Raw genomic sequence first — 23,505 nt, 5'->3', positions numbered from 1 at the left:
ATCAAAAGAGGGAATCATGCTGAAAAGACTAAGCCTTGCTGCCGCAGCGCTCGGCGCCACCGCCCTGCCCGCTTTCGCCCATTTGAACCCGGAAGAACACGGCTCCTTCATGGCTGGCGTCTCCCACCCCTTCTTCGGTGCGGATCATATTCTGGCAATGGTTGCCGTCGGTCTCTGGGCATCGCAGATCGCCATGGCGCAGAATGACCGCAAGGCGCTGTGGATCGTGCCTGCCGCCTTCGTCGGCACCATGGCCATTGGTTTCCTGATGGCCGTTTATGGCATGGGCCTTCCGTTTGTTGAACCGGCCATCCTGGCCTCCGTCATCGGCCTCGGCCTGCTGGTCACGATTGCGGCAAAGCTGCCGACGGCAGCCGCTGCGGCCGTGGTCGGCGCTTTTGCCCTTTTCCACGGCCATGCCCATGGCGGTGAACTCGGGAGCGCCGGCGCCCTGCAATTCGGCATCGGTTTCATGATAGCAACCGCGATCCTGCATCTCGCAGGCATCGTGCTTGGCCTGCGCATTGCCCGTTTCGGCTCGGCCGCAAGCCGTACCGCCGGCGCGCTGACGGCAATAGCGGGCCTTTCGCTTGCCTTCGGCGGGTGACGATCATTACCGAAATTTAAAGTTTCGGCCGCTTTGAAAAGCCTGAATTTGGACCTACCTCCTTATCGTTGATTTCCGCTTCACGGTAAGGAGGCATCATATGTCACCGGAAGAAAGCCAACTTCTCAAGGCCCTGTTCGACAGGACAAAAGCCGCATCCGCCACTCCGCGCGACCGCGAGGCGGAAATATTGATCGCAGATGCCGTGCGCGATCAGCCCGCAGCCCCCTATTATCTCGCCCAGGCGGTGATTGTTCAGGAAAAAGGTCTGGAAGCGGCAGCAGCACACATCCAACAGCTCGAAGACCGCATCCATGCGCTGGAAAGCGGTAATGCGGCCCCGCAAGCAGCCGCACAGGGTGGTTTTCTGAGTTCGATCTTCGGCACCGGCCAACAGCAATCACCTGCTCCGGCGCCCGTCTCGCCACCGCCCCAGACATCATGGCGCAACGATACCGCAGGTCAGACCACCGGTCCCTGGGGCTCACCAGCCGGCCGCGCACCTGATCAGCAGCCCGGTGACCTCTGGAGCCAGCAACCCGCAGCAGCCGGACGCTCCGGCGGCGGTTTCCTGCAAGGTGCGCTCGGCGCTGCTGCAGGTGTTGCCGGCGGCATGCTGCTCGCCAATTCGCTGAGCGGTATTTTCGGGAACCACGCATCGTCGCTCGGCATTGGCTCGCCATTCGGCGGCGGCAATCCGCTGGGCAACAATGCACCGGTCGAAGAAACCGTCATCAACAACTACTACGGCGACAGTTCCTCCCAGCCGGACAATAGTAACGATGTCCAGCAGGCCGACTACGACGACAGCGCCGATGACGATTTCGATCAAGGCGACGACGGGTCGTTCGCCTGAACGTTTTCAACCGTGAAAAGCCGGATCAGCCGCGGCCGCGATAGGTCGGCACACCCTGATCCGGCAACCACACGCCCTCGGGCACCGGTCCGGTCTGCCAGAAAACGTCAATCGGAATACCGCCGCGTGGATACCAGTAAGCGCCGATGCGCAGCCATTTCGGCTGCAACAGCTCCACCAGCCGCCTGGCGATATAGACCGAGCAATCCTCGTGAAATGCGCCGTGGTTGCGGAAGGATTGCAGGAACAGCTTCAGCGACTTCGATTCCACCAAAAAATCACCAGCAATATAGTCGATGACGATATGGGCGAAATCCGGCTGTCCGGTCATCGGGCAAAGCGAGGTGAATTCGGGTGCTGTGAACCGCACCACGTAATCGGTACCGGCATTGCCGTTCGGCACCTTTTCGAGAATGGCCTTTTCCGGGCTCTCGGGCGTATCGACCTTCGCGCCCAGCTGCGACAGGCTGGAAACATCCGTCACGGACATGGAAAACTCCTGCTTATTCAAACGATCACTTTGACGCCATGCGCCTTTTCGCCTTCCGGCTCAACGTGAATGGCAAGGCTGGCACCCGGTATGACTTCCCTTATGGCATCTTCAAGGCGGTCGCAAATATCATGCGCCTCGCGCACCGTCATCGGGGCGGGAACGACCACGTGGAAATCGATGAAAGCGGCCGAACCGGCGCGGCGGGTTCTAAGATCATGCACGCCGATGATGCCGACGGAATTTTCGGCGATCGCCTTCTTGATCGCCTCGTCTTCTTCCGGTTCCACCGCCCGGTCCATCAACCCGCCGAGCGAATGCAAAATGACCTTCGATCCCTGGAACAGGATGTTGATGGCCACCAGAATGGCGAGCAGCGGATCGAGAATGGCGTAACCCGTCAGAAGCGCCAGAACCAGGCCGACCAGCACGCCTGCCGACGTTACGACATCCGACATGATATGATGACCATCCGCCTTGAGGGCGGGAGAAGCGTATTTCCGGCCGACGCGGATGAGGATTGTCGCCCAGACGGCGTTGATGACGCCCGCTGACGCGTTGATGGCAAGACCGAGAACCGGCGCTTCCGGCAGCTTCGGGTTGAAGAGACCACCCCAGGCTTCCTGCACGATGAGAAGTGCGGCGACGACGATCAGCACGCCCTCGACGACAGCCGAGATATATTCCGCCTTGTGATGGCCGAACTGGTGATCGTCATCTGCGGGCTTCTGCGCATAACGGATGACGAAATAGGCAATGAAGGCCGAAACAACGTTGACGGTCGATTCCAGACCGTCCGACAGCAGCGCTACCGACCCTGTGACCCACCAGGCCACGAGCTTGAGGCCAAGCACGCCGAAAGAAAGTGGAATGCCCCAGAATGCGAGCTTCCTTACCAGTGCATTGCCTTCAGTGTTCATTTTTTGCCCCCGTGCGGATGCGAACGAATTGCAGAACTAACCGCCAAAACGCACGAACCGCGCGCACGGGGTCTCCGTGCACGCGGTTCGTTATTTGCGCTTCCTATCGTTCAAACCGCAGCCGAGGTCAAGACCCATGAGGTCACGTCGAAGACGTCACCCCTCGCTTTTCTGCTCACAGAAACGGATACGGTTGCCGAATGGATCGATGACTTCCATGACATCGCCCCAGGGCAATTCTTCGACACCAGGCTTCAGGAAGCGGTAGTCTTTGCCCGCCAGCTCTTTTTGGAAGGCATGCACGCCGTGCATGGTGGCGAAGATATTGGAGCCCGGCGTCGCGTCGCCATGATGGCCGCTGAGGTGAAGCCCCATTCCGGCCCGCGAAACCTGCATGTAGAGCGGGAAGTTTTCGCCGAAGCGGTGTTCCCAGTCGACCTTGAAACCGAGAAAATCAACATAGAATTCCCGCGCCTTGGCCTCATCGAAAATTCTGAGAATCGGGAATATCCGCGCAAAGCCAATGTGAGGAAGGTTTTCCCCACCCGCCGCGCTTGCGTCCCGGGCGTCCACGTCACTGCCCATTCTGCTTGCCCCTAGTCACGCAACGGAGATGGTACCGGCCGCAACGGATGCGGCCAGTACGCCTTATCCTTATTCGGCTGCGACGATCTTGCCGTCCTGCCACTTGTAGAGCGAGAAAGCCTGCGATGACAGGTCGCCACTCTCGCCATAGGTGACCTTGCCGATCGCCGTGGCAAAAGCGTCACCGCTCTTCAGAGCCGTGATCACCGCTTCGGAATCCTTTGCGCTTCCAGCCTTCTCGATGCCGGCCTTCAGCACTTCGACGGCAGCGTAAGCGTTAAGGGTGAAGGCTTCCGCAGGAATGTTGGCGGCCTTTAGAGCTTCGGCAGCAGCCTTGGAATCTTCGTTCTTCAGGGCGTCGGAGGCGTTGGTGAAGATCGTGCCTTCACCAGCCTTGGCACCGATGTTCCAGAACTCGCTGTTCGACAGGCCGTCACCGCCGATAACGGCAGCCTTGGCGCCGATATCGTTCAACTGGCGCACCAGAAGACCGGCTTCCGGATGGTAACCGCCGAAATAGACGATATCGACATTTTCAGACTTCAGGCGGGCCGTCAGCGCGCCGAGATCCTTTTCGCCTGGTGTCAGCGCGTCATAGAGAACTTCGGTAACGCCACCGGCATTCAGCGTGGTCTTGAAGGCATCCGCCAGACCCTTACCGTAAGCGCCCTTGTCGTGAATGATGGCGACCTTCTTGTCCTTAAGCTTGGCAAGAACGTATTTCGCCGCAACTTCTGCCTGCTGGTCGTCCCGACCGCAAGTGCGGAAAACATTGGTAAGGCCACGGTTCGTCAGGCCCGGCGAGGTCGCCGTGGGGGTGATCATCAGGACACCGTTTTCAGCAAACACGTCCGATGCCGGAATGGCAACGCCTGACGTGACCGGACCGACGACGAAATGGATGCCTTCGGCAACCAGCTGGTTTGCGGCCGACACACCCTGCTTCGGCTCGCCGCCATCGTCTGCAAGCTTTAGAACGACCTGCTCTCCGAGAATGCCGCCCTTCTTGTTGATTTCATTGACTGCCGTCTGGGCGCCGTTCTTGACCTGGTCGCCATAGGCGGCGACGGGACCGGTAAGCGGCGCAATCAGGCCGATGACGATTTCGGCATGGGCAAGCGGTGCGAATGCGAAGGACGCTGCAAGCGTCACGCTGGTCAATGTCTTCAGTTTCATCCTGGTGTCTCCTTGGAAATGGGGTCTCAGCCCCGATGAGCGCCTTGGGCGCCAACCGAATGAAACTTCGCGGACGCCTCCCGGCGAAAACCCGTTCCATTTTTGAATTCCGAGCCTTCATTTCAACTCATACGGAAGGTTTGATGGCTTATGCAAGTCACCTTTGCTGGATAAGGTCTATTCGCGGTAAATCTATCGTCAGGCCAGCCTCGATCGTGTCATCGAAACGGGCGAGCGCAACGGCGTAAACGCTTGGCGTTTGGTCGCCGCAGGAGGATAATGGCGGCATGATAACAGCAGATGACGAATTTCTGACGGGTCTGCCCGTCTTCCGACATTTCGAAGACGTGGCCGACCCGGCGCTTTATCGCGCCCTGCCGCCGGGATGGGCGCTGGCCATTGCCGATATCATCGATTCGACAGGGGCGATCGGCACCGGCAGATATAAGTCCGTCAACATGGCGGGCGCTGCGGTCATCTCAGGCATATCGAACAGCCTCGGGCGTCACGACCTGCCCTTCGTGTTCGGTGGCGATGGAGCCGCCGTTGCGGTGCCACCGAACGGGATATCCCTTGCGCGCACCGCCCTTTCGAACGTGCAGCGCTGGGTGAAGGACGATCTCGATCTTTCGATGCGTGTGGCGCTTGTTCCGGTGGAGGATATACGCAACAACGGTTTCGATGTGCGCGTCGCGCGCTTTCAGGCAAGCGAGGATGTTTCCTACGCCATGTTTTCGGGCGGTGGCAACAGCTGGGCCGAGGCGCGGATGAAGGAGGGGCAATATGCCCTGCCCGCAGTTGCGACAGGCGGGCGGCCGGACCTGACCGGCCTTTCATGCCGCTGGAACCCCATTCCGGCAACCCATGGCAAGGTGGTGTCGATCATCGCCATGCCGGGACCCTCACTGGATATGCCGGCATTCCGCCAGCTGGTCATCGATCTCGTCGATCTGGCCACGCAGGACGCAAGACAAGGCCACCCCGTGCCGGAGGATGGGCCGAAACTGGGCTTCGTGCGGGAAGGCCTCGGTCTGGAAGCCAGGGCAGGTGCGGCCTATCACGATAACTGGGGCAAGGTGCGCCGTTCGCTCCGCATTCTCGGCGAGAGCTTCCTCGTGAATTTCCTCGGCATGACGGGATTGTCGCTCGGACGGTTTAATGCGGATCGCTATCGGCGCTCGGTTGCCAGCAACACCGATTTCAGGAAATTCGACGATGGCCTGAAAATGACGGTTGATATCGACGCCGAGAGGCTCGAAAAGATCCGCGCGCGGCTGGAGCAGGGGCGCCTCTCCGGCACCTGCTATTTCGGCCTGCACGAGCAGGACGCCGCATTGATGACCTGTATCGTGCCCTCCCCGCTTTCGAAGGACCATATGCATTTCGTCGATGGTGCCGACGGTGGATATGCGGCTGCGGCAAGCCGGCTAAAGCAACAGATACAGGCTGCGTCTTCGCCGTGAGTGGGGCGGGCGACTTTTCACCGCATTACATGCGAGCCAGACGCCAAAAAAAGAAAAAACCGGCGTCCTGCGCCGGTTTCAACGGAATGGCACCGCCGGGCCGTGGGATGGCCGTTAGATCAAGCGGCAGCAGTCTTGCTGCTCTTCTGCACCTGGCAATAAATCTCCTCGAGGGAAGCGAGGATTTTTTTGACGGATTCGGAATTGCTGGAATAATAGATGGTCTGAGCATCCCGTCTTGTTTTCACCAGCCGCTGGGCACGCAATTTCGAAAGATGTTGCGAGAGCGCGGACTGGCTGAGACCAACTTGGGAGGCGAGAACACCGACCGGCACTTCCGTATCCACAAGCGTGCACAAGATCATCAGGCGCTTGGGATTTGCCATCGCTGAGAGCAAGTCTGCAGCGGCGATGCTATGTTCCGACAGAGATTGGTTATCCATACGCTCAAGTCTCCTGATGACAGTCGGAAAGACCGTCATGGTGGCTATTATAGGTGGTCCAAAAGGTGTTTTTTATAATTCAGTCGATACGTTGTATATACCTAAATCTTGCTTATATCGTGTCCCCCTCCAAGACTATTCTTCATTGATCATTTACCTGGACATCTTGATCAAATTTTCAGACTTTCGCCTGTTTTTCGTCATTTTAGCAACAAACTGCTACATTCTCAGTAGTATTTGGAGCAAAAAACAATCAAAAATTGAGCACACAAATCTTGTCTTCCAATGTCTGGCTTCGTGACCACTACCTTACACCACCTTAAATTTAGCAAGGAGGTACAGAATCTAGTTTTACTTTGCGCAATTTTCTCAAAGTTTGCAATATGCTTTTTATTCGTAATTATTTTAATGCATAACTTATAATGTCTTGGGTATTCTTTTTCTTTATACCAGCATTAGGTAATACAAAAAGGCCTTCCGGGGAGGAAGGCCTTTCGTTTTCTCGACCAATGCGAGTGTTTCTCATTTCTTGCGGTGGCGAGTGAGGCCTGTCACAATTTCGTCTGCGGAAATCGTGCCTATAATTGCGCCATTATCGACAACACCGATCGCGCCGGAATGTTTCGAGAGCGCATCGAGGATATCGATAAGCGGCGATGTCGGACGGGCGGTGGCGGCCACATTCAACCGGCCGTTTTGTTCGTCCACGCCTGGCTTCATCACGTCCGCGGCGGTCAACATGGAAATCGGGTTCATGTTCTGAACGAAATCCGCGACATATTGCGTAGCCGGTTGCTTGACGATCTGCTGCGGCGTGCCGCACTGGATGATACGCCCGCCCTCCATCATGGCGATGCGGTTGCCGATGCGGAATGCCTCGTCCAGATCGTGACTGACGAAGAGGATGGTTTTCTTCAACCGGCTCTGGAACTCCAGAAGTTCGTCCTGAAGGCGGCTTCTGATGAGCGGGTCGAGCGCCGAGAACGGCTCGTCCATTAAGAGAATGGGCGCTCCGGTCGCGAAGGCGCGCGCCAGTCCCACGCGCTGCTGCATGCCGCCGGAAAGCTCCCCCACCTTGCGGTCAGCCCAGGCGGACAGGTTCACCAGCTCAAGCTGCTCGGCCACCATGCGCTTGCGCTCCGCTTCCGGCGTCCCGGAAAGCTCCAGCCCGAAACCGACATTGTCGGCAACGTTTCGCCAGGGCAGCAGGCCGAATTGCTGGAAGACCATCGAAACAGTATGCATGCGCAGATCGCGCAGCGCCTTCGCCGTCGCCCGATAGGGATCGACAAAACCGGACGCCGTCTTCACGCTGACATTACCGCGCACCACAGGCGCAAGGCCGTTAACGGCCCTGAGCAGCGTCGATTTACCGGAGCCCGAAAGCCCCATGAGCACGAGTATCTCGCCCTCATTTACCGAAAGCGAGGCATTCGCAACGCCGAGGACCAGTCCGGTCTGCTCGTTGATCTCGTCACGCGTGCTGCCCTTGTCGATCAGCGCCAGCGCCGCCTCGGGCCGGTCGCCGAAGACGATATCGACATTTCCGAAGATGATTGCATCACTCATAGATCATGCTCCGTGCCGGGAAGGCGGAAAAGTCGGTCGAGAACGATCGCCAATATGACGATGCACAACCCAGCTTCGAAGCCCATGGCGATGTTGACGGTGTTCAAGGCGCGTACCACCGGCACCCCCAGGCCGTTGGCGCCGACGAGGGCGGAAATGACCACCATCGAAAGCGAAAGCATGATCGTCTGGGTAAGACCCGCCATGATCTGCGGCGCAGCGAAGGGAAGCTCCACCTTGCGCAGAACCTGCGATGGCGTGGCACCGAAGGCGATGGCCGCTTCCACCAGCGCCGGCGGCGTCGAAACGATGCCGAGACGGGTCAGTCGCACGGGCGCGGGAATTGCGAAGATGACGGTGGCGATAAGTCCGGGAACCATGCCGAGGCCGAACAGCACTAGCGCCGGAATGAGATAGACGAAGGTCGGAATGGTCTGCATCAGATCCAGCACCGGGCGCATGCCGGCATAGATCCACTTGCGCCGCGCCGCCAGTATTCCAAGCGGTATGCCGATGATCATGCAGACCGCGCTGGAGGCAAGAACGAGCGCCAGCGTTTCCGTCGTCGCCTTCCAGTACCCGAGATTGATGATGAACAGCAGACCAAGCGCCGTAAAGACCGGCATGCCGACCGACCGCCTCGTCCAGGCTGAAAGAGCCGTCACAATCGCGACGATGACCAGCGGATGCGGCGCCTGCAAAACGTAAAGCAGGGCGTTAATGACGCTTTGGAAAATGAAAGAAAGCCAATCGAAAAAAAAAGCGAGATTGCCGGTCAGCCAGTCAATGGCCTCCTTGGCATATCGGCCGACGGGCAGGCGGTTTTCAGGAGCGCTGAGCCATTCCACGGTAAGACAAGACCTTTCGTGAACCAGAGCAATTCCAGTAAAAATGCGTAACGGTTTTGGGCCCGGAATTGCAAAAAAATAAGAAGAACAGGCATTGAAGGTGATCCCGTTTCACCGGAAATGCCGCTAATGCAGAAACGACGGCCGGCAACAGCATTGCCGGACACCGGGATCGCGCGTGACCCCGGATGCGAGAAAAATTCGCGGACCGAGATCATGCAAAGGACATCGTAATTTCCTGCAGTATCCGGCCTGTTTAAAAGGTTAGGCCGGATACATGCGTTGTCTGCAACCTAGAGGCCCAAGGCCTTCTTGACGGCGGGCAAGGCGTCAGCGCTGCCATCCTTGGTCTTGACGTTGGCAAGCCAGGGTTCGATCGCGGCCGGGTTGGCCTTCAGCCAGGCAGTCGCCGCCGCTTCGCCCTCGAGGCCATCATTCAGGATCTTGCCCATGATCTCGTTTTCCATGGGCAGGGAGAATTCCAGGTTCTTGAGAAAGACGCCAACATTCGGGCATTCCTCGGTGTAACCCTTGCGGACATTGGTGTAGATTGTCGCACCGCCGAGATTGGGGCCGAAAACCTCGTCACCGCCGGTCAGATAGGTCAGCTTGAAATTCGTATTCATGGGATGCGGTTCCCAGCCGAGGAACACGATCGGTTCGCCGGATTTCCCCGCGCGGGCAACCTGCGACAGCATGCCCTGTTCGGAGGATTCGACCACCTCGAAACTCTTCAGCCCGAAGGTGTCCTTGGCGACCATGTCGAGGATCAGGCGGTTGCCGTCATTGCCGGGCTCGATGCCGTAGATCTTGCCGCCGAGATCGCCGCTATGGGCCGCGATATCCTTGAAATCCTTGATGCCGAGTTCAGCACCCTTGGCATTGGTCGCGAGCGTGTATTTCGCGCCGGTCAGGTTTTCACGCAGCGTTTCAACCGACTTGTCGTCGCGGTAAGGCGCGATATCGCCTTCCATGGTCGGCATCCAGTTGCCGAGGAAGACGTCGATGTCCTTGTTTTTCAGGGATGTATAGGTAACGGGCACCGAGAGAAGCTTGACGTCGGTTTCATAACCGAGGCTCTTCAGCAGCACCGTGGCAGTCGCTGTGGTGGCAGTGATGTCGGTCCAGCCCACATCGGAAAAACGAACCTTGCCACAACTTGCCGGCTCCGCAGCGCCGGCTGCATTGAACGTCATGACGGAGATTGCTGCGGCCAAAGCCAGACAGCGACTTCTATTTGCAAACATCGCTTGCTCCCTTTTTTTCGTTCCCTTGCCATTATCAATATCTGCCGGACACAATCAACTCGCGTGCATTTGCGTGCTTTGGCCCGCCGTTTGCGACACGACGATGAAAATCTCCGGCTTTTTAGTCCGCGATACGGACAGCTGCGGGATGCGGAAATCTGTGTTTTTCCCGTTGCGGCACTTTTCAACCCGGCCCTTCGCCGTCAAAAGACGCGAAGGTGTACAGGGAGTGGACGATGGCAAAACTCTATTTCAATTATGCGGCGATGAACGCCGGCAAGTCGACCATGTTGTTACAGGCATCCTATAATTATCACGAGCGCGGCATGCGCACGTTGATTTTCACGGCCGCCTTTGACGACCGGGCCGGCTTCGGCCGGGTCGCGTCGCGCATCGGCCTGTCGTCCGACGCACGGACCTTCGACGCAAACACCGATATCTTCTCCGAAGTGGAGGCCCTGCATGCCGAAGCGCCCGTTGCCTGCGTTTTCATCGATGAAGCCAACTTCCTGTCCGAACACCATGTCTGGCAGCTTGCCGGTATTGCCGACCGGTTGAACATTCCGGTGATGGCCTACGGCCTGCGCACGGATTTTCAGGGCAAGCTTTTCCCGGCCTCCAGGGAACTGCTCGCCATTGCCGACGAGCTTCGCGAAATCCGCACCATCTGCCATTGCGGCCGCAAGGCGACGATGGTCGCCCGTTTCGACAATGAAGGAAATGTGGTCAAGGAAGGCGCGCAGATCGATGTCGGCGGCAACGAAAAATACGTCTCCTTCTGCCGCCGCCACTGGGTAGAAACGGTCAAGGGCGACTGATCGTCTGCGGCCGGTTGCCGCATTTGATTTTTCGCAAGGATGGCTCCCCTGCTCCTGCGCTAAGACCATGCGGACACATTCGCGTGGATGTGCTTTCTCTCAGGAGCAAAAGATATGCAGAACAAAACTGCCACCGTCGCCAGCCTTGCCATCGCTGCTGCCCTCCTTGCCTTTCCCGCCCTGTCGGCCGAAATCGAGGTGAAGATGCTCAACAAGGGCAGCGATGGCCAGGCGATGGTCTTTGAACCGGCAACCGTCAAGGCAGCTGTCGGCGACGTCATTTCCTTCGTGCCCGTCGACAAGGGTCATGATGCGGCTGCCGTCAAGGAAATGCTTCCCGAGGGCGTTGCGGACTTCAAGGGCAAGATGAACGAGACGGTGAAACTGACCGTCGAGAAGGACGGCGCATACGTCGTCAAATGCACGCCGCATCTCGGCATGGGCATGGTCGCCCTCGTTGTGGTCGGCGATGCCGCACCGGCCAATCTGGATGCCATAAAGACCGGCAAGCTGCCGAAAAAGGCGCGGGAGCGGCTGGACGCCGAAATTGCCAAGCTCGGTCTGTAACCGCCTGTCACCTTGTCCAGGCGATACATGCTCCGCGCGTAGTTCCGGAACACGGGAACGACCCGCGCGGACCGCAGGTTGAGAAAAGTTTCGCAATCGTGTTGTATCCCGGTGGGTAGGGACATATCTGGAAGACAGTAAACGACCGCGGTTGTTGCGAAGCGCCAAAAGGCGCATGGCCGAACCGCGGTTGTTCCTTCCGGCGTTCAGCCCCACGGGCAGAGGAGACTATGACGACATGATCGACCGGATAACCGCTTTGATTCAGGCAGCCTTCAACGCCATCGGCAAGGCCGCCGGTCTCGTCGTCGCCTGGCTTCTGTGGCCTTTCATGGCCGCCCACGGCTGGTATCGCGACCGCAACTGGATCATCAAGGGTCCGATCGCTCTCGTGCTCATCCTTCTGGCCGGCTTTTACGGATACTTCTTCTGGCAAACGCAGGTCTGGACGAATTTCGACCCGGATTATATTTCCCGTTACAAGCTTGCCGAACGCACGGTGCCGCCCGGGCAGGAATTGCCGGCTGCAACACCCACGGCCGCCGCCGGCGCCACCGGTGCTGCGGCAAACACCTCCGCACCGGTATGCCAGCGCTCGGCTATCGTCGATGCCGCCGCCGATCTCACCGATTTCAACGTCAATCAGAATGCATGGATTTCCTCCATGCTGCTCTATCGTCTCGGCCTTTTCGGCATGGACTGGGACAGCACGCCATTCCTGGACAACAAGGCGTCCTTCCAGCGCGGCGTGAACCAGGCGGTGCGCCGCACCGCGGTGGAACTGGTGGATACGCTCGGTCGCGTTCGTGGAACATCCGGTATTAACAACAATCTCCAGGAAGCGCGCGGGAACATGCAGTTCAGCGAATATTCCTGGTATTTCGGCCTCGATCCGTTTGGCCCAAAAACACCGACACCGAGCTACTATCGCGCCGCCATCCGCAGCTTCCAGGCCTTTAACGGTGAGCTGACCGCCTGCAAGGCCGTCTTCGATACACGCGCCGATAACCTCATCCAGTTCATCGACCGCATTGCCGGCGATATCGGCTCGACATCGGCCATTCTGCGCGAGCGTTCGGAAAACTATAATGGCGGCTGGTTCGACACTCGCGCCGACGACCGTTTCTGGTTCGCCTATGGCCAGCTCTATGGTTATTACGGCGTGCTGTCGGCAGCCGGATCGGACTTCGCGCAGGTTATTCGCGAACGCAATCTGACCAATCTGTGGAATGACACCCTGGGGCAGACCCGTGCGGCGCTACGCATCCAGCCGGCAATCATTTCCAACGGCGACGAAAGCGGTTGGATCATGCCCTCGCACCTTGCCACCATGGGATTTTACGTTCTGCGCGTTCGCTCCAACCTCGTCGAGCTCCGCTCCGTTCTCGACAGGTAAGTCAACGGCTTGGACCGGCATGAAAATCAGCTTATCAGGCCAAGGCGTATTGTCTTGGCCACCAGCTGCGCGCGGTTGACGCAATCCAGCTTGCGAATGGCGTTGTTCATATAGGTATTGACGGTGTGCTCCGAGATGGACAGAAGCTCGGCAATCTCCACGGAGGTCTTGCCCTGCGCAGTCCAGCGAACCACGTCGAGTTCCCGCTTCGTCAGTGGTGAGGGGAGTTTTGAGCCTGCACGACAAAGCCGATCATAGGCCTCCAGGGCGTGAAGGGCGATCATGCACAGCTCGTTCAGCGAACCCTGCGACAGGACATCGCAATCGCCTGCGAAATTCATCAGATGCCGGTTTCCGTCCATGCCGTTCACCGGCACCAGAAGACCGGAGGTGATGCCCATGCCGCGCAGCAGGGTTGAGACTTCCAGCAGCGAGCCGGAGTTGATGTCCTTATCATCAAGAGACCAGTATTGCGGCATCATCGATGAAGCGCCGCGCTTTATGACGGGGCAATCTGCAAGTTCACCGTCCCGGGTCATCGCATTCACCACCCACACCGGCAGGCTGCTTTCCACCACTATCGGCAGGGCATAGGCATTGCGAATGCTCGGCAGCTTCAGCAAGGTCACGTAGGAATAACTGAACGCCTGCATCACCTGCTGCAGCGCCGCCAGCCATTGGGGTCTGTCAATGGCAGCAGAAAGGTCGCGGCAAAGTCTGGCCTGGCGCTCCGTCTTTGGCATTCAGGCGCCACCCGGCGGTGGGCGCAGGACACCCAGAAGCGACGACCAGGCGGCATGGGCAAACAGTGTTGCAACCTTCATATCGGGCGGACCACCTTGACTAAAGTGCCGGTTTTTCGGGTTTATCCTTCGGCTTGGCCATCAGTTTCTCCAGGAAACCGAGCATGACCGCCGAGACGACAAAGGCCAGATGGATGATGGTGAACCACATCAACTGGCTATCCGTATACTGACTGGCGTTGAGGAATATCTGTAGCAGGTGGATCGACGAAATCGCCACAATCGACGATGCGACCTTGATTTTCAGGCTGCCGGCATCAAGCTTGCCCAGAAATGAAACCTCGTCATCCGCCTCATCGAAACGGCTGACGAAATTCTCATAGCCGGAGATCATCACCATGACGATGAGGCTTGCGACCAGTGCCGCATCGATCAGCCCGAGCATGGCGAGGATCATGTCCGATTCGTCGTAAGTGAAAACGTTTTTGGCGACCTTCAGGAACTTCAGCACGAAGGAAAATGCATAAACCGCCAGCGCCGCAACGAGCCCGAGATAAAACACGACAAGCAGCCAGCGGCTGGAGAGAATGATCCGCTCGACGAGCAGTTCAAGTGACTTCATTTCCGTATCCGATTACTTTTTTGTATATTGTTGGAGCATGCATTCTTCCGCCATCTAAACTGGCTGCGAATATCCTAGCAAGCGTCAATGTCGGGACTTTGGCCGGAACCCGGCATTTTCGGGCCTCTCCACCGGTCCGGATGCAGTCTCACGGAGCGTCACATTTTTGCCACGCACCGTTATGCTTTAAAACATGATGATAAAAGTCATATATAATATGTTGACAGTTATGATCATGTTTTTTAGTCCTCAGCAATCGGCTTGCCCGTAACAAATCAAAACAGTTTCAGCCGCGACAGCAAGCGCGGCGCGTTTTTGCGCGCCATAGCTTCTGCGCGCGCCTTATCCGGGGGTATTTAATGTCCATCTCGCGCACACATTCGGCGCTGTTTTTGTGCACTGCCATGTCTCTTCTGCCCTTTGCCGGACCTGCGCAATCGCAGGATGCCGCGTCGCAGACGAACGACACCACCACGCTGGAGAAGATCGTGGTCAAGGGCAAGCGCGTCAAAAGCGCGAATGCAGCCGCCGACACACCGCTTGCAAGCCAGACGACGGCGGAAGACATCAGGAAGAAAGACATCGGCAGCATCAAGGACCTCGGAAACTCCACCGAGCCGGGCGTCGATTATGTGGATGCCAAGCCCGGCAGGCCCGGCGGCCTGTTCATTCGCGGTCTGGGCGGCGCCCGTGTCGTGACCCTGATCGACAATATTCCCGTTCCCTACTTCAACAATTTCGCCCGTCAGGGACAGGCCACGACGACCCTGAGTGATACCAGTTCGAGCTTTGATTTTTCATCGCTTTCCACGGTTGACGTTGTACGCGGCGCCGATTCCAGCCGCATCGGTTCCGGCGCCCTTGGCGGCGCACTCGTTCTGCGCACGCTTGAGCCGGAAGACCTGATCGGTGAAGGCAAGGACTGGGGCGGTGTTGCCAAGACCACCTATGACAGCGAGGACAGAAGCGTCGGCGGATCGCTCGCCGTTGCAAAGAAGATCGAAAACACCTCGGTTCTGTTCCAGGGCTCCTACAAGCGCGGCAACGAAACGGACAATAAGGGCTTCGCCGATATCTACGGAACCCGCCGCACCAAGCCCAACCCGGCAGATACCTACGAAAGCAACCTGATGTTCAAGATCCGCCAGGATCTGGAAGGCGGCCACCGCATCGGACTTACGGCCGAGCGTTATTCATTGAGAGATCGCAGCGACATGCGAACCCTGCAAGGCGTCAGCGTATCGGGATCGACTTACCGCATTGGCGACTACAGCGGCTACGAGGATACGGAGCGCGACCGCGTATCGCTTGATTACGAATATGAAGCGCCGTCGACAGACAGCCTGATCGATGCAGCCAATCTGTCGCTCTACTGGACGCGCCTCTCCAAGGAATCCGGCGCTGGCAACCGGCTGACCAACAACTCGCTCTATATCCGCGAAGACAGCATGCGCAACAGCGCTTTCGGCATCGTCGGCGGCCTTGAATCCGGCTTCGAACTCGGCGGCGTGCAGCACACCGTGCGCTTCGGCGGCAACGCCATGACAACCGATTTCAGCCAGGCGCTTTATGCCAACACAGGCGGAGTGACCTCATCGTCACAGTCGGACATGCCTGACGTGAGCGGCAAGAGCCTTGGCCTCTATCTCGATGACGAAATCGCGTTTGGAAACGGTTTCAGGCTGACCCCCGGACTGCGCTTCGATTCCTACGATTACGATCCGGATGGCTCGGTATCTAGCAACAGCGGTTACAACACCTTTGGCCTGCCAAGCGGCAATAGCGGTTCGCGCTTCTCGCCGAAGCTGCTCGCCACCTACGACGTGACACCGGAATTGCAGCTCTTCGCACAATGGTCGATGGCCTATCGCGCTCCGACCATCAACGAGCTTTATCTGAACTTCTCGAATATCAGCTCGGGTTATGCCGTGGTCGGCAACTCCGCACTCAACCCCGAAACCAGCAATGGCTTTGAAATCGGCGCCAATTACGCATCCGGCGATCTGACGGGGAGCCTGACGCTGTTCCACAACAAGTACAAGAACTTCATCGAGCAATACACGACCTCGACGACGCTGTTCCCCGGCTTCGGCGGCAGGGGCAACGGATCGCTCTTTACCTATCGCAACCGCAACAATGTTGAAATTTCCGGCGTGGAAGCCAAGGTCCGCAAGGAACTCGCAAACGGCTTCTTCGCCCATGCGTCGCTTGCTTATGCTTATGGCAAAGATACAGACAGCAACGAATTCATCCGCACGGTGGCGCCGTTCAAGTCCGTCCTCGGCGTAGGCTACGCACAGGAGACGTGGGGCACGGAATTCACCGGCATCTTCTCCTCGCATATGCGTGACGACAAGGTGGCCACAACCTACGACGCACCCGGTTACGGCATATTCAACCTGACCGGCTGGTGGGAGCCGGAACAGACCAAGGGCCTGCGTATTCAGGCCGGCGTCTACAACCTGTTCGACAAGCAATACTGGAACGCCGTCGGCGTTCGTGACGTCAACCCCAATGCCGTCAGTACCGTCAACCAGCCTGTCGACTTCTATACGGAAGCGGGACGCACCTTCAAAATCTCTCTGACCCAGAAATTCTAAACCCGGTCGGAACGTCATCTCCAGTCGGGGCGGCCTTCGGGTCGCCCCCTTTTTATCAGCGGCAGTAGAGATAACCTCCCTTTCGCTCCAGCACGTCGAGATGCAGGTGATCCTGATGAGTCGCGTCGCTGCCGGGGGAAAGAACGGTTCGGAAGAACAGGCAGGCGGCGGCTGTGATCGTCCGCTGGAAGGCACCTTCCACCGTTCCATCCTCGCCGCGCGGCTTCATCACCAGCGGATCGCCCTTGTCAAAGGAAATGGTGGAAATATCGACAGCATTGCCCTTGGCATGTTCGGAAATCTTGCCGGTTTCGGCACTGTTGCGGTTGCGGCAAATATAGGCCGAGGCATTGGCAATCGCCGTTACCTTTTTGTCCGGCAGGGCGAGAGCCGCAGCCGGCAGCATCATCTCCTTTGTCCAGCGCGATAGCGCAAGGGCCGTTTCGCAGCGCATGGTGCCAGATGGTTCAAGCTTGATGCCCGGCAGCACCACGGAAAGCTCGATCGGCGCTTCGATACCGCACCCCTGCTCTTCGTCGCGGATCGGCTCGAGCTCTTTGAATTCCGCGCCGATTTCCTTCAATGCGCCAAGGCAGGCCTGAAGCTCTGCCGGGTTTTCCGGCTTCACAGGCTCCGGCGGTTTTTCCTCGGGTTTCGTTGCTTCGACAGCCGGAGCTACCGTCTCACCGCCGTTTTGCCCCTTGTCGTCTTTCTTCTTGTCCTCGGCACCCTTCCCTTCCGCGTCGGATTTTCCTTCTTCAGGTGGTTGCGGCTTGGGGGTCGGCTTCGGTGTGTCTTCGGGCGTTTGCGCGCCCTTATCGGCCGGCTTTTCCGTTGTGGTGGGTGCTTGCTGTTCGCCAGGCTTCGGCTGTGGCACCGGCACCTGTGGCGGCGGTTCGGAGGCGGAAATAAGGGCGAGACTCGTCATCAGAAGACACAGGCGATGAAGCATTTTCCGGGGCACTCCTGACTGTTTCGGCAGGACAGGAACGCAACTCGCGCCGGTAAGGTTCATTCCGTCGCCGGAATCCGCTTGCCAAGGCGAATTGTGCAGGCTAACAATTTTCCCATGAACATCGTGTCTATGAACATTGCTAACTGGTGGTGGAGCAGCTTTACGCGGCCTTGACCAGTCATGTCTTCAGACAAAGTCCAAGCCGCCCGAATTTTCAGGCGGCTTTTTTGTTATTCTGCCGCCTGTCATCGGGCCTGAAAAACGGGAAGTGCGAAAGAAATGGTAACGATCATTCAGGATGACGGAGCGGAAACCTACGAGACGAAAGGCGGCATAAAGGTCAGCCGAAAGCGTCGCGCCGCCGAATATGCCAGCGCCATCGACAACTACATCGAAAAGCTCGATGCCCATCGCGGCGCGGTTTTCTCGTCCAACTACGAATATCCGGGCCGCTACACGCGCTGGGATACGGCCATCATCGATCCGCCGCTCGGCATTTCCTGCTTCGGTCGCCAGATGTGGATCGAAGCCTATAACGGTCGCGGCGAAGTGCTGCTCGACTTCATCACCGAAAAGCTGAAGGCGACGCCCGATCTGACGCTGGGCGCATCCTCCGTCCGCCGTCTCGACCTCACGGTCAACGAGCCGGACCGCGTCTTTACAGAAGAAGAACGCTCCAAAATCCCGACCGTCTTCACGGCGCTGCGCGCCATCGTCGACCTGTTCTATTCGAATGCGGATTCGGCCATCGGCCTGTTCGGCGCCTTCGGTTACGATCTCGCTTTCCAGTTCGACGCGATCAAGCTTTCGCTCGCGCGCCCGGAAGACCAGCGCGACATGGTGCTTTATCTGCCTGACGAAATTCTCGTCGTGGACCATTATTCCGCCAAGGCCTGGATCGACCGTTACGATTTCGAGAAGGACGGTGTAACGACGGACGGCAAGTCCTCAGAGATCGCGCCCGATCCCTTCAAGACCACCGACACGATCCCGCCCAAGGGCGATCACCGTCCCGGCGAATATTCCGAGCTGGTGGTGAAAGCCAAGGAAAGCTTCCGACGCGGCGATCTGTTCGAGGTCGTTCCCGGCCAGAAGTTCATGGAGCGCTGCGAAAGCAATCCATCGGCGATCTCCCGCCGCCTGAAGGCGATCAACCCTTCGCCCTATTCCTTCTTCATCAATCTCGGTCATCAGGAATATCTGGTCGGTGCTTCGCCGGAAATGTTCGTGCGAGTCTCCGGCCGTCGCATTGAGACCTGCCCGATTTCAGGCACCATCAAGCGTGGCGACGACCCGATTGCCGACAGCGAGCAGATCCTGAAGCTGCTGAATTCGAAGAAGGACGAGTCCGAACTGACCATGTGCTCGGATGTGGACCGCAATGACAAGAGCCGCGTCTGCGAGCCGGGTTCGGTAAAGGTCATCGGCCGCCGCCAGATCGAGATGTATTCGCGCCTCATCCACACGGTCGACCACATCGAGGGCCGTCTGCGCGACGACATGGATGCCTTCGATGGCTTCCTCAGCCACGCCTGGGCCGTCACCGTCACCGGCGCACCGAAGCTCTGGGCCATGCGCTTCATTGAAAGTCATGAAAAGAGCCCGCGCGCCTGGTATGGCGGTGCAATCGGCATGGTCGGTTTCAACGGCGACATGAATACCGGGCTTACGCTGCGCACCATCCGTATCAAGGATGGCATCGCGGAAGTCCGCGCCGGTGCGACGCTTCTCAATGATTCCAATCCGCAAGAAGAAGAAGCCGAAACCGAACTGAAGGCATCCGCCATGATCGCGGCCATTCGCGATGCAAAAGCTACAAACTCGGCCGCCACCAAGCGCGATGCCGCCAAGGTGGGCACCGGCGTCAAGATCCTGCTGGTCGATCACGAAGACAGTTTCGTGCACACACTGGCGAATTATTTCCGCCAGACGGGCGCCACGGTTTCCACCGTCAGAACGCCGGTTGCAGCGGAGGTCTTCGACCGCTTCCAGCCCGATCTCGTCGTGCTTTCGCCCGGACCGGGCAGCCCGACGGATTTCGACTGCAAGGCGACGATCAAGGCCGCCCGCGCCCGCGAGCTGCCGATCTTCGGCGTGTGCCTCGGTCTTCAGGCGCTGGCGGAAGCCTATGGCGGCGAACTTCGCCAACTTGCGGTACCAATGCACGGCAAGCCCTCACGCATCCGCGTGCTGGAGCCAGGCCTGGTCTTCTCCGGTCTCGGCAAGGAAGTGACCGTGGGTCGCTACCACTCGATCTTCGCCGACCCTTCCACCCTTCCGCGTGATTTCATCATCACCGCGGAAAGTGAAGACGGCACGATCATGGGCATCGAACACGCCAAGGAACCGGTAGCCGCCGTTCAGTTCCACCCGGAATCGATCATGACTCTCGGCCAGGATGCCGGCATGCGCATGATCGAGAACGTGGTGGTGCATCTGACCCGCAAGGCGAAAACCAAGGCAGCGTAAACATCCTGCATCGGCGGCGTCACTTCGGCGCCGCCGGGCAAGCCTCAAACAGCGCGACTTCGAGATCGCTTGCTGCCTAGCTACGCGGCAGCGATGTTGAAATGCACAGCGCGAATTTCTTCAAAAGTTGCATGTCGAAGTGGCCTTCCCGGCGCAACATCCACGTCAGCGCTTCGTTTGCCGTCCACGGCTTCTTGTAGGGCCGAACCGAGGTTACGGCGTCATAGACATCGCAGATCGCCGCAATGCGCGCGTGAAGACTGATCTCGTTTCCGGCGCAGCCGCTGGGATAACCGCCGCCATCAATGCGCTCGTGATGATTGAAGCAGACATCCAGAACCATGGCCGGCATCTGCTCGTTGCGAGACAAGATATCCCGGCCAAACGTTGGATGAAGATTGATGATTTCCCGCTCGGTGGCGCTTAAACCTTCCGCCTTGTTGAGGATCGACGAAGGAATTTCCACCTTGCCGATATCGTGCAGCAGGCCGCTGATGCCGAGCAGATCGACCGTTCCCTTGTCCAGCCCGAGATAATTGCCAAAATGGATCATCAACCCGCTGACCGAAACCGAATGCACGAAGGTCGTCTCGTCCTTCGACTTCAACCGGGTAACGCCGATGAAAATCGCCGGGTTCGACTGGACCGCATCGGAAATCTTGCCGGCCGCCGCTGTCATGCCCTTGAGCGACACGCAGCCACCGGCTTCGGCAACGGCAAATGTCTCGGCAATGGCATCGGCGGCGGAGCGCACGGCATGGGTGATGGCAGCCATGGTTTCGGGGCCATTGTTTAATCGCGGCGGGACGGTTCCAGAGTACGGCCTACCCTCGATATCGTTTCCCTTGGCCGTATTGATGATGATGCTTTCAGCGCCGCTCAATTTCAATTGACGCATCAACTCTTCATGGCGCAGAAGAAATCGATATCGCTGCAAAAATTCGCTGTTCGAAAGCGCTCCCTCGACCGCTTCGATAAACATGCCAACCGTCAATTGCTGGGTAGAAATTCGTTTGAGCATCAGACGCTTTTATTTTCCTTCCCGGGAATGGTAACCTGCACTGGCAATTGCTGAAAAGACCGGAACCAACCGGTATCCCTCCAAGGGTAAGTTACGCATTCCTAACATTGTTCAATTTTGGAACTTAAACATAAGATAGCACGAATATGAAAATTTTTTACTCTGGATATATTTAAAACGCAAAGAATCAATTCGATTAAGCCAAGAAACAACCTAAGAATGTAAATACTGAAAATTCTCGCGAACGACGTAAACCAGGAGCCGAAGAAAAGCCGCATGAATTCGAAACTTGAAACGCGCATCGATCAGGGTACGGGCCGTGAACCGGCAGATATAGTTCTCAAGGGCGGACGATTCTTCGACCTCGTAACTGGAGAACTTGTTGCCTCCGACATCGCCATCTGCGGCGATACCATCGTTGGAACTTGCGAAAGCTACAAGGGTCGCCGGGAAATCGACATTTCGGGGAAAATCGTCGTTCCAGGTTTCATCGATACCCATCTCCACATCGAATCATCGCTGGTGACGCCGCACGAATTCGACCGCTGCGTTCTGCCCTACGGCGTTACCACCGCCATCTGCGACCCGCATGAGATCGCCAATGTTCTGGGCGCGGAGGGGCTTCGGTTCTTCCTGGACAGTTCCATGGAAACCATCATGGACATCCGCGTGCAGCTCTCGTCCTGCGTGCCCGCAACCCATCTGGAAACCTCGGGCGCCGATCTGCCGATCGAAAAACTGCTGCCGTTCCGTGATCATCCGAAGGTTATCGGCCTTGCCGAATTCATGAATTTTCCGGGTGTCATCCACAAAGACCCGGTATGCATGGCAAAACTCGAAGCCTTTCAGGGACAGCATATCGACGGACACGCGCCGCTTCTGTCGGGAACGGCGCTGAACGGATATCTGGCAGCCGGCATCCGCACCGAACATGAGTGCACCAGTGCTGCCGAGGCTTTGGAAAAGATCCGTAAGGGCATGCATATTCTCGTGCGCGAAGGCTCGGTCTCAAAAGACCTGCACGCCCTGATGCCTGTTATCACCGAGCGTCTGTCGCCTTATCTTGCGCTTTGCACCGATGACCGCAACCCACTCGACATCGCCGAACAGGGTCATCTCGATTATATGATCCGCACTGCAATCGCCAACGGCGTGGAACCGCTCGCCATCTACCGCGCCGCCTCGATTTCCGCCGCAAAGGCCTTCGGCCTGCGCGATCGCGGTCTTATCGCACCGGGCTGGCGCGCCGACCTCGTGGTGATCGACACCTTGCAGAACTGCAAGGCCGGCATGGTCTTCTCCGGCGGCCGTATCGTCGATGACGCGCTGTTTGCCACCCGCAAGCCGGTCGCGCCCGTCGGTCTTGACAGCGTCAAGGCAAGACCCGTGCTCGCCGCCCATTTCGGCGTGCCGGTCGCGCAAGGCGAGACCCCGGTGATGGGCGTGCTCCCCGGCAAGATCATAACCGAACATCGCCGCTACACGCTGCCGACGGACGGCAACCAGACGACTGTCGATCTCGCAAACGACATCATCAAGGTCGCCGTCATCGAGCGCCATGGCAAGAACGGCAACCACGCCAACGGCTTCGTGCAGGGCTTCGGGCTGAAGAAGGGCGCCATCGCCTCCACTGTCGGTCATGACAGCCACAATATCTGCGTTGTCGGCGTTAACGAGGACGACATGGCGCTGGCCGCCAACCGGCTCGGCGAAATCAAGGGCGGTTTCGTGGTGGTCGAAGACGGCAAGGTGACGGGCGAGATTGCGCTCCCGGTTGCCGGGTTGATGAGCCTTGAACCTTACGAAACGGTGCGAGACACGCTCCACACCCTGCGAAAGGCAGCCTATGCGCTCGGCACGACGCTCGAGGAGCCCTTCCTGCAGGTGGCTTTCCTGCCGCTACCCGTCATCCCGCACCTGAAGATTTCCGACATGGGCATGGTGGATGTGGATCGGTTTGCACTGATCTGACGATGGAGTTTATCGGCCGGAAACAGCGTAATCTGCTTATGCCGCGTTTCTGAGACGGCGCGAGCCGTCTCAGGTTTTCGTTTCTGCAGGCCAGGTCACGTAATAATATTTGCCCGCGACCCTGCCAAAATAGGCGTGG

The 23,505-nt window shown here is 58.1% G+C and carries 21 protein-coding genes; 9 read left to right on the top strand and 12 right to left on the bottom strand.

Features of this window, described 5'->3' with window-relative positions:
- Nucleotides 1-16 precede the first annotated feature (16 nt).
- Both ASD46_RS17095 and ASD46_RS17090 read left to right on the top strand, forming a co-directional pair.
- Nucleotides 17-607, top strand: a complete 591-nt coding sequence (locus ASD46_RS17095; protein ID WP_025594193.1) for a HupE/UreJ family protein — start codon at nucleotides 17-19, stop codon at nucleotides 605-607.
- Nucleotides 608-707: 100 nt separating this feature from the next.
- Nucleotides 708-1,463: a DUF2076 domain-containing protein gene (locus ASD46_RS17090; RefSeq protein ID WP_060642537.1), complete on the top strand. Its 756-nt coding sequence runs from the start codon at nucleotides 708-710 to the stop codon at nucleotides 1,461-1,463.
- A gap of 25 nt (nucleotides 1,464-1,488) precedes the next feature.
- Here the strand turns inward: ASD46_RS17090 and queF are convergent, their stop codons facing one another.
- From queF to ASD46_RS17070, 4 genes are all read right to left on the bottom strand, one after another.
- Nucleotides 1,489-1,953: a preQ(1) synthase gene (queF, locus tag ASD46_RS17085; RefSeq protein ID WP_013636627.1), complete on the bottom strand. Its 465-nt coding sequence runs from the start codon at nucleotides 1,951-1,953 to the stop codon at nucleotides 1,489-1,491.
- Between the two features lie 17 nt (nucleotides 1,954-1,970).
- Entirely contained in the window at nucleotides 1,971-2,873 is a 903-nt protein-coding gene (locus tag ASD46_RS17080) for a cation diffusion facilitator family transporter (RefSeq protein WP_060642536.1), read from the bottom strand.
- 156 nt (nucleotides 2,874-3,029) lie between these two features.
- Nucleotides 3,030-3,458: a glyoxalase superfamily protein gene (locus ASD46_RS17075; protein ID WP_013636628.1), complete on the bottom strand. Its 429-nt coding sequence runs from the start codon at nucleotides 3,456-3,458 to the stop codon at nucleotides 3,030-3,032.
- Between the two features lie 69 nt (nucleotides 3,459-3,527).
- Entirely contained in the window at nucleotides 3,528-4,634 is a 1,107-nt protein-coding gene (locus ASD46_RS17070; protein WP_003513582.1) for a branched-chain amino acid ABC transporter substrate-binding protein, read from the bottom strand.
- A 287-nt stretch (nucleotides 4,635-4,921) separates the two neighbouring features.
- Between ASD46_RS17070 and ASD46_RS17065 the strand changes: the two genes are divergently transcribed.
- Nucleotides 4,922-6,097, top strand: coding sequence for a DUF3095 domain-containing protein (locus ASD46_RS17065; protein ID WP_025594197.1), 1,176 nt, complete (start codon nucleotides 4,922-4,924; stop codon nucleotides 6,095-6,097).
- Between the two features lie 119 nt (nucleotides 6,098-6,216).
- Here ASD46_RS17065 and ASD46_RS17060 read toward each other — a convergent pair whose 3' ends face one another.
- The 4 genes from ASD46_RS17060 to ASD46_RS17045 form a co-directional block, all read right to left on the bottom strand.
- A complete protein-coding gene (locus ASD46_RS17060) occupies nucleotides 6,217-6,540 on the bottom strand; it encodes an ArsR/SmtB family transcription factor (protein WP_003513586.1) in 324 nt (107 codons plus the stop codon).
- Nucleotides 6,541-7,062: 522 nt separating this feature from the next.
- Entirely contained in the window at nucleotides 7,063-8,109 is a 1,047-nt protein-coding gene (choV, locus tag ASD46_RS17055) for a choline ABC transporter ATP-binding protein (RefSeq protein ID WP_003513591.1), read from the bottom strand.
- Nucleotides 8,106-8,957 (bottom strand): choline ABC transporter permease subunit, encoded by an 852-nt coding sequence (gene choW, locus ASD46_RS17050; RefSeq protein WP_003513593.1) that lies wholly within the window; start codon nucleotides 8,955-8,957, stop codon nucleotides 8,106-8,108. The genes choV and choW overlap by 4 nt, the downstream gene beginning before the upstream one ends.
- Nucleotides 8,958-9,250: 293 nt before the next feature.
- Complete coding sequence (locus ASD46_RS17045; RefSeq protein WP_233283658.1) at nucleotides 9,251-10,153, bottom strand: choline ABC transporter substrate-binding protein; 903 nt, start codon at nucleotides 10,151-10,153, stop codon at nucleotides 9,251-9,253.
- Between the two features lie 287 nt (nucleotides 10,154-10,440).
- Between ASD46_RS17045 and ASD46_RS17040 the strand changes: the two genes are divergently transcribed.
- From ASD46_RS17040 to ASD46_RS17030, 3 genes are all read left to right on the top strand, one after another.
- On the top strand, nucleotides 10,441-11,022 hold the full coding sequence (locus tag ASD46_RS17040) for a thymidine kinase (protein ID WP_003513599.1): 582 nt from the start codon (nucleotides 10,441-10,443) through the stop codon (nucleotides 11,020-11,022).
- A gap of 114 nt (nucleotides 11,023-11,136) precedes the next feature.
- Nucleotides 11,137-11,589 carry a pseudoazurin gene (locus ASD46_RS17035; RefSeq protein WP_019565186.1) on the top strand — a complete coding sequence of 151 codons (453 nt, stop codon included), beginning with the start codon at nucleotides 11,137-11,139 and terminating at the stop codon, nucleotides 11,587-11,589.
- Between the two features lie 238 nt (nucleotides 11,590-11,827).
- Nucleotides 11,828-12,985, top strand: coding sequence for a DUF2333 family protein (locus ASD46_RS17030; protein ID WP_013636632.1), 1,158 nt, complete (start codon nucleotides 11,828-11,830; stop codon nucleotides 12,983-12,985).
- A gap of 26 nt (nucleotides 12,986-13,011) precedes the next feature.
- On the opposite strand, the gene ASD46_RS17025 is transcribed toward ASD46_RS17030, so the two are convergent.
- A complete protein-coding gene (locus tag ASD46_RS17025; protein ID WP_003513606.1) occupies nucleotides 13,012-13,728 on the bottom strand; it encodes a helix-turn-helix transcriptional regulator in 717 nt (238 codons plus the stop codon).
- Nucleotides 13,729-13,828: 100 nt separating this feature from the next.
- On the bottom strand, nucleotides 13,829-14,350 hold the full coding sequence (locus ASD46_RS17020) for a TIGR00645 family protein (protein WP_013636634.1): 522 nt from the start codon (nucleotides 14,348-14,350) through the stop codon (nucleotides 13,829-13,831).
- A gap of 359 nt (nucleotides 14,351-14,709) precedes the next feature.
- Between ASD46_RS17020 and ASD46_RS17015 the strand changes: the two genes are divergently transcribed.
- Complete coding sequence (locus tag ASD46_RS17015; protein ID WP_003513609.1) at nucleotides 14,710-16,950, top strand: TonB-dependent hemoglobin/transferrin/lactoferrin family receptor; 2,241 nt, start codon at nucleotides 14,710-14,712, stop codon at nucleotides 16,948-16,950.
- A 55-nt stretch (nucleotides 16,951-17,005) separates the two neighbouring features.
- Here the strand turns inward: ASD46_RS17015 and ASD46_RS17010 are convergent, their stop codons facing one another.
- On the bottom strand, nucleotides 17,006-17,902 hold the full coding sequence (locus ASD46_RS17010; RefSeq protein WP_060642535.1) for an extensin family protein: 897 nt from the start codon (nucleotides 17,900-17,902) through the stop codon (nucleotides 17,006-17,008).
- Nucleotides 17,903-18,184: 282 nt separating this feature from the next.
- Here ASD46_RS17010 and ASD46_RS17005 point away from each other — a divergent pair, with 282 nt between their 5' ends.
- Nucleotides 18,185-20,374 (top strand): anthranilate synthase, encoded by a 2,190-nt coding sequence (locus ASD46_RS17005; RefSeq protein ID WP_003513614.1) that lies wholly within the window; start codon nucleotides 18,185-18,187, stop codon nucleotides 20,372-20,374.
- Nucleotides 20,375-20,450: 76 nt separating this feature from the next.
- Here the strand turns inward: ASD46_RS17005 and ASD46_RS17000 are convergent, their stop codons facing one another.
- On the bottom strand, nucleotides 20,451-21,395 hold the full coding sequence (locus ASD46_RS17000) for an HD-GYP domain-containing protein (protein WP_025594203.1): 945 nt from the start codon (nucleotides 21,393-21,395) through the stop codon (nucleotides 20,451-20,453).
- A gap of 276 nt (nucleotides 21,396-21,671) precedes the next feature.
- Between ASD46_RS17000 and ade the strand changes: the two genes are divergently transcribed.
- A complete protein-coding gene (gene ade, locus ASD46_RS16995; protein WP_019565181.1) occupies nucleotides 21,672-23,366 on the top strand; it encodes an adenine deaminase in 1,695 nt (564 codons plus the stop codon).
- Nucleotides 23,367-23,505: the final 139 nt, after the last annotated feature.

This window comes from Rhizobium sp. Root491 (assembly GCF_001427205.1).
Classification (GTDB): domain Bacteria; phylum Pseudomonadota; class Alphaproteobacteria; order Rhizobiales; family Rhizobiaceae; genus Agrobacterium; species Agrobacterium tumefaciens.
Note: the sequence above shows the minus strand (reverse complement) of the source record. Positions and strands in the feature narration are given on the sequence as shown.